The following is a 4,495-nucleotide window of genomic DNA, read 5'->3' as shown; positions in this document are numbered from 1 at the left end:
CGACCCACGCCGGCCCACCCGCGGGGGCGTCGACGCGCAGGATCGGGGCCGTGGCACGGGCCGGTGCCGGATCGGTGAGCGCACGGAGGTCGGGGGCGAACGACATGGGTCCTCGATTCGCTGTTCTGTGCAGTTACTGCATCACGCAGATACTGCGCGAGACACTAGGATCGCGCCATGGGTACGTCAAGGGAGGGGCTGACGGCCGAGGTGCTGGCAGCGGTCGCCGCGTGGCAGATCCCGGTCATCCAGCTCAACGGCATGATCGCCGAGCGGATGGGCATGACGTGGACGGACCTGCAGGCGCTCTACGTCCTGGCCAACCACGGCCCCGCCACCCCCGGCGAGCTGGCGCGACGGGTCACGCTGACCAGCGGGGCGGCCTCCCGGATGATCGACCGGCTCGTGGCGGCGGGCTTCGTCCGCCGGGTGCCCGACTCCCGTGACCGCAGGCGGGTGCTGATCGAGCCGGTCCCCGAGGCCGTCGAGCGGGTGGGTGGGCTCTACGGCCGCCTCAACGACCGGCACCGCGCCGATCTCGGGGGCCTCTCGGAGCCGCAGCTGCGCGCGCTCCTCACCTTCCTCCAGGACGCGACGGCGAGCACCGAGGCCGAGATCGAGGACTTCTGACCTGCCCGTGTCGAGAACCGCGCGCCGGCTCCGACCCACCGGTGACAGCCCACCCGAGAAGGAGCCTCCGATGCGCAGGATCACCCACCACATCAACGTCTCGCTCGACGGCCGGATCTGCGGCCCGAAGGGGGAGTTCGACTGGACCACGATGGGTCCGGAGCACTCCGTCTACTCGGCGGCCCTGCAGCCGGAGGGGTCGTCGCTGCTCTACGGCCGGGTCGTCTGGGGCTGGATGTCCTCGTACTGGCCGCACGCGGACGAGACCTCCGAGCACCCGCACGACCGCGCCTACGCCCCGCTCTGGCGGGCCACGCCCAAGGTCGTCGCCTCCCGGACGCTGGAGTCCGTGGACGTCGAGAACACGGTCCTGGTCCGGACGGTCGACGAGATCGCCGCGCTGGAGGGGGACTTCGTGCTGATGGGCGGCGGTGCCCTGGCGGGGGCGCTGACGGCGGCGGGGCTGGTCGACCGGCTCAGCGTCATCGTGCACCCCGTGGTCCTGGGTGGCGACCACGCGCTGCTCCCGGGGGCAGGCCGCGCCGCGTTCACCCTGCGCGAATCCCGCGTGCTCGACGGCAGCGTGGTCCTCTCGCTCTACGACCGCGCCTAGTGTCGGGTCCATGAACGCCCTGCAGCGCGCCGCGCGCCTCGTGAACACCGTCGTCACCCCGCTCGCGCGTCGCGGCAGGCTCGGCCCGATGACCGTGGTCAGCTACACCGGCCGCCGCTCGGGCCGGGAGTTCGAGCTCCCGGTCGCGTTCCAGCGCGAGGACGAGGGTGGCGTCATCCGGGTCGAGGCGCCGGACCAGAAGCGGTGGTGGCGGAACTTCACCGGCGAGGGCGCGCCGCTGCGGGTGCGGCTCGACGGGGTGGACCGGCCGGGCCACGGCGTCGCGGTGCGGGACGGCAGGCGGGTCCGGGTCGACGTGCGGCTGGTCGCCTGACGAGGGTGTGGCGACCACCCCGGCGAAAGGCCTGGTGACAGGCCGGATCGGACCGACGCGCAGCGGCAGGCTCCTTCTCGTACACCCCGTCGAGGAGGACACCATGACCGCCACGCTGACCGCTCAGGACTACGCGGGCCACACCCTGACCCCGGCTCGCTCGAGCTTCCGCCGCCGCGCCGTCGGCGTCACGACCGTCGTCGGCGGCCTGCTCGTCGCGGCCGGCTTCGCGACGACGGTCTGGGAGACCGGCGAGAGCAAGCTCGCCTACCTGGACTCCCTCGTCGTCGACCCGATGCAGAGCCAGGTCGCCGCGGTGCTGCTGTTCTTCGGCTACATGGGGCTGACCCCGATGCTGTTGTCCTTCGTGGCGATGACCCGCAGCAGAGCGCGGGTACTGGGGAACGTGGCCGTCGCGATCTCGTGGATCCCGGTCCTGGCCCTGCCCGGCCTGCTCGTCACGGACTTCTACGACCTGGCGATCCGGCAGCAGCTGCCGCCGGACACCGCGGTCGTGGTCTCCGACGCCGCCCAGAACCTGCCGCTGGCGGCGTTCCTCGGCGGCCCGACGACGATGCTCGCCTTCGTCGGCATGGTGGTCGGCGCGGTCGCGGCCTGGCGAGCGGGCTTCTTCCACTGGGCCTTCGCCCTGCTGGTCGTGGTGAGCGTCGCGATGATGGTGCTGCCGCTCGGTCTGCAGCACGACGCCACCGCCAACATCGCGAGCGGCGCGATGCTGGGGCTGTTCATGGTCGCCGTCGGCGTCTCCGCGCTGCGGATGAGCGACCGGCAGTGGGCCACCGGCGAGCGCTGACCCCGTGAACGACCGGCACTCTCGCTCAGTAGGTGTGAGCGAGAGTGCCGGTCGTTCGTCAGCGGACGAGGAAGCCTGCGTCGACGGGCAACGTGGAGCCGGTGACGTACCGGCCGTCGTCGCTCACCAGGTAGAGGATCGCGTTGCTGATGTCACGCGGCTCGACCAGCCCGACGTCGAGCAGGTTCCTCGTCTGGTCCAGCGCCCCCGGGTTCTCCTCGATCCACCTGCCGATGACCTCGTTCTGCACCATCGGGGTCGCGACGCCGGTGGGGTGCACCGTGTTGACCCGGATGTTGTAGTGCGCGAACGAGTGCATCAACCCGACGACGCCGTGCTTGCTCGCCGCGTACCCGGTCACCGCGCCGGAGCCGTCCCCGCCGCGGCCCGAGATGCCCTGGGTGGAGCTGGTGAGCACGATCGCCCCGCCCTGACCCTGTTCGATCAGCTTCGGCGCGGCCACGTGCACCGCGTTGAACACCCCCGTGAGGTTGACCCCGACCACGTCCGCCCAGGTGGCGAACGTGTCCTTCTCCGGGGCGCCCTGCGGTGCGATGCCGGCGTTGGCCAGCACGATGTCGATCCGCCCCAGCTCCGCGACGCCGGCGTCGAACGCCGCCTGCAGCGCAGCGGGATCGCGGACGTCCGCGACCGCGGTGACGATCCGCCGGTCCAGCGCCTCGACGAGCTTCTGCGTCTCCTCGAGGTCCCCGGGGGTGGCCATCGGGTAGGCCACCGTGTCGATCTGTGCGGCGAGGTCCACCGCGATGATGTCGGCGCCCTCCTCGGCCAACCGGATCGCGTGGCTGCGACCCTGACCGCGTGCGGCGCCGGTGATGAAAGCGACCTTGCCGTCGAGCTTGCCCATGCTCGTCGTCCTTCCCGACTCCGGTCCGATCGGGACCGGGAGGGGCGGACGACGGTCGGTGGGCCGTGGTGGATCCGCCCTCTCGATCTCCGTACCACGCCTTTGCGGAGACGGTCCGGGTGAGAGCTGCGCCACCCCCGGTGATCAGCTGTTCTGGAGGTACACCAGCACCGCGGAGACCCGGCGGTTGAGGTCCTTCTCCTCAGACAGCCCGAGCTTGGAGAAGATCGAGTTGGTGTGCTTCTCGATGGCCCGCTCCGACAGGACGAGGGCGGCGGCGATGGAGGCGTTGGACTTGCCCTGCGCCATCTCCCCGAGCACCTCGAGCTCGCGGGGGGTGAGGGCGTCGAGCTCGCTGGGCTTGGCGCGCTGGGCGGCGACGAGGCCCTCGATGACGGTCGGGTCGATCACCGACCCGCCGTCGGCGACCCGGCGGATCGCCTCGGCGAGCTCGTCCCCGTCGGCGACCCGCTCCTTCAGCAGGTATCCGCGGCGGGCGGTGCCGTCGGCGAGCAGGGTCAGCGCGTACTGCGCCTCCGCGTACTGCGAGAGCAGGATGACGCCGATCTCCGGCTTGCGGACGCGCAGGTCCGCGGCCACCGAGATGCCCTCGTCCGTGTTCGTCGGGGGCATCCGGATGTCGGTGACGACGACCTCGGGATCGTGCTCGTCGACCAGCTTGTTGAGCGCGGGGAGATCGGCGGCGGACCCGACCAGGGTCAGGTCGGGGGTGCCGTCGATGAGCCGGGCGAGCCCGTGCCGGAGCAGGGCGTTGTCCTCGGCGAGGGCCACACGGATCGTCACGCGCAGGATCGTAAGCGGATCACGCGCCGTCAGGGGGGTGTGGTGGCCACACCGTTGTCGGTTCGGGATACCGCCCCCCGGGCGAGCGGAACCTCTGGGACCCGCCGCGCGGGCACCGACACGCCGACGGTCAGCCTCGGCACCCGCCCCCCGGCCCGGCGTGCCCGCCCGCGGGACCAGAGGTAGCGCACCGGGCCGCTGACCAGGGCCGACCGTGGCAGCTCACGCAGGGCCGCCGGGATCCGTTGCAGCAGACCGGCCCGGCCCGCCTTGCTCAGCACGACCTTGGTGACCACGCTCGCCAGCCCGGCCGCGTTCGCCTCGGTCTGGGCGCGCACGGTCGCGCCGTCCGTGGCGTGGTGGTGGCGCACCCACGCCGCGGGCTCGTACACGACCGGGTGACCCGCGAGCAGCAGCCGCACCAGGAACTCG

At 72.1% G+C, this 4,495-nt stretch carries 7 protein-coding genes; 4 read left to right on the top strand and 3 right to left on the bottom strand.

The features are described from left to right. Positions 1 to 177 precede the first annotated feature (177 nt). The 4 genes from H5J29_RS21990 (at position 178) to H5J29_RS21975 (ending at position 2,391) form a co-directional block, all read left to right on the top strand. Positions 178 to 630 carry a MarR family winged helix-turn-helix transcriptional regulator gene (locus tag H5J29_RS21990; RefSeq protein ID WP_181782937.1) on the top strand — a complete coding sequence of 151 codons (453 nt, stop codon included), beginning with the start codon at positions 178 to 180 and terminating at the stop codon, positions 628 to 630. A 70-nt stretch (positions 631 to 700) separates the two neighbouring features. After that, a complete protein-coding gene (locus H5J29_RS21985; RefSeq protein ID WP_181782936.1) occupies positions 701 to 1,243 on the top strand; it encodes a dihydrofolate reductase family protein in 543 nt (180 codons plus the stop codon). Positions 1,244 to 1,253: 10 nt separating this feature from the next. Next, the gene (locus tag H5J29_RS21980) at positions 1,254 to 1,577 is read left to right on the top strand and encodes a hypothetical protein (protein ID WP_181782935.1); all 324 of its coding nucleotides are present in this window, start codon (positions 1,254 to 1,256) and stop codon (positions 1,575 to 1,577) included. A gap of 103 nt (positions 1,578 to 1,680) precedes the next feature. Continuing rightward, entirely contained in the window at positions 1,681 to 2,391 is a 711-nt protein-coding gene (locus tag H5J29_RS21975; RefSeq protein ID WP_181782934.1) for a hypothetical protein, read from the top strand. Between the two features lie 58 nt (positions 2,392 to 2,449). Here H5J29_RS21975 and H5J29_RS21970 read toward each other — a convergent pair whose 3' ends face one another. The 3 genes from H5J29_RS21970 to H5J29_RS21960 all read right to left on the bottom strand — a co-directional run. Further along, a complete protein-coding gene (locus tag H5J29_RS21970) occupies positions 2,450 to 3,259 on the bottom strand; it encodes a mycofactocin-coupled SDR family oxidoreductase (RefSeq protein ID WP_181782933.1) in 810 nt (269 codons plus the stop codon). Between the two features lie 144 nt (positions 3,260 to 3,403). Beyond that, on the bottom strand, positions 3,404 to 4,063 hold the full coding sequence (locus H5J29_RS21965) for a response regulator transcription factor (RefSeq protein ID WP_181782932.1): 660 nt from the start codon (positions 4,061 to 4,063) through the stop codon (positions 3,404 to 3,406). Between the two features lie 29 nt (positions 4,064 to 4,092). Next, on the bottom strand, positions 4,093 to 4,495 hold a 403-nt coding region (locus H5J29_RS21960; RefSeq protein WP_220187754.1), incomplete at its 5' end, for a hypothetical protein.

The sequence above is a fragment of the Pseudonocardia pini genome (genome assembly GCF_013870575.1).
Lineage (GTDB): Bacteria > Actinomycetota > Actinomycetes > Mycobacteriales > Pseudonocardiaceae > Pseudonocardia > Pseudonocardia pini.
Note: the sequence above shows the minus strand (reverse complement) of the source record. Positions and strands in the feature narration are given on the sequence as shown.

What these genes read in the sequence shown, in the direction of transcription:
- H5J29_RS21985 (WP_181782936.1), top strand. Translation starts at nt 701, where the DNA reads ATGCGCAGGATCACCCACCACATCAACGTCTCGCTCGACGGCCGGATC.
- H5J29_RS21990 (WP_181782937.1), top strand. Translation starts at nt 178, where the DNA reads ATGGGTACGTCAAGGGAGGGGCTGACGGCCGAGGTGCTGGCAGCGGTC.
- H5J29_RS21970 (WP_181782933.1), bottom strand. Translation starts at nt 3,259, where the DNA reads ATGGGCAAGCTCGACGGCAAGGTCGCTTTCATCACCGGCGCCGCACGC.
- H5J29_RS21975 (WP_181782934.1), top strand. Translation starts at nt 1,681, where the DNA reads ATGACCGCCACGCTGACCGCTCAGGACTACGCGGGCCACACCCTGACC.
- H5J29_RS21980 (WP_181782935.1), top strand. Translation starts at nt 1,254, where the DNA reads ATGAACGCCCTGCAGCGCGCCGCGCGCCTCGTGAACACCGTCGTCACC.